Genomic DNA, 805 nt, shown 5'->3' with positions numbered 1-805 from the left:
TCACGGCGTTATCCCAGCAGTTGCCTTTTCGGCTCATGCTGCCAATGAGCCCATGGCGCGCCAGCAGTGCACTGTGCTCGGCACTGGCGTACTGGCTGCCGCGATCCGAGTGCACCACCAGGCCCGCCAGTGGACAGCGACTGGCAATGGCCATGCCCAGTGCCGCACACACCAGCTGCGCAGGCATGCTCGGTGCCATCGCCCAGCCCACCACCTTGCGCGAGAACAAGTCCAGCACCGCAGCCAGGTACAGCCAGCCACTGCGCGTGCGCACGTAGGTGATGTCGCAGACCCAGGCATGATCGGGCGCCTGCGGTTTGAACTGGCGATTGAGCACATTGGCTGCCACGGGCAAGCTGTGGCGTGAGTCGGTGGTGTGCGTGAATTTGCGCCGCCAGCGCGCTCGCAGGGCGTTGCTGCGCATGAGCCTTCTGGCCTTGTGCCGCCCCACTGCCAGGCCCTGCGCCTTGAGCGCTGCGCTCAGGCGCCGGCTGCCGTAGCTTTGCCCACTGGCCTCAAAGGCCGCTTTGGCCTGCACATCCAGCGCGCTGAGCTGCTTGGCGCTGCGCTGGCGGGCCGCGTACAGGCCCGAGCGGCTCACGCCAAACAACCTGCAGCATTGGGTCACGCTGGCCTTCTTCGCATGGACTGCGGTGTTCACCAGGGTCTGCATCATTTGATTTCCCGGGCGAAGAAGGCCGACGCTTTTTTTAACAGTTCATTGTCGGACTTGAGTTGGCGGTTTTCTGCTTCGAGTTGTCGAATGCGCTGCTGCTCGGCCGTTAGGGGCTTGCCAATGCCTGGG

At 64.3% G+C, this 805-nt stretch carries 1 pseudogene; it reads right to left on the bottom strand.

Features of this window, described 5'->3' with window-relative positions:
• A pseudogene (locus J8G26_RS19100) lies at positions 1-805 on the bottom strand (IS3 family transposase); the annotation flags it as partial.

Source organism: Acidovorax sp. JG5 (genome assembly GCF_017939685.1).
Lineage (GTDB): Bacteria > Pseudomonadota > Gammaproteobacteria > Burkholderiales > Burkholderiaceae_C > Acidovorax.
This window is presented reverse-complemented; position numbering and strand designations above follow the sequence as displayed.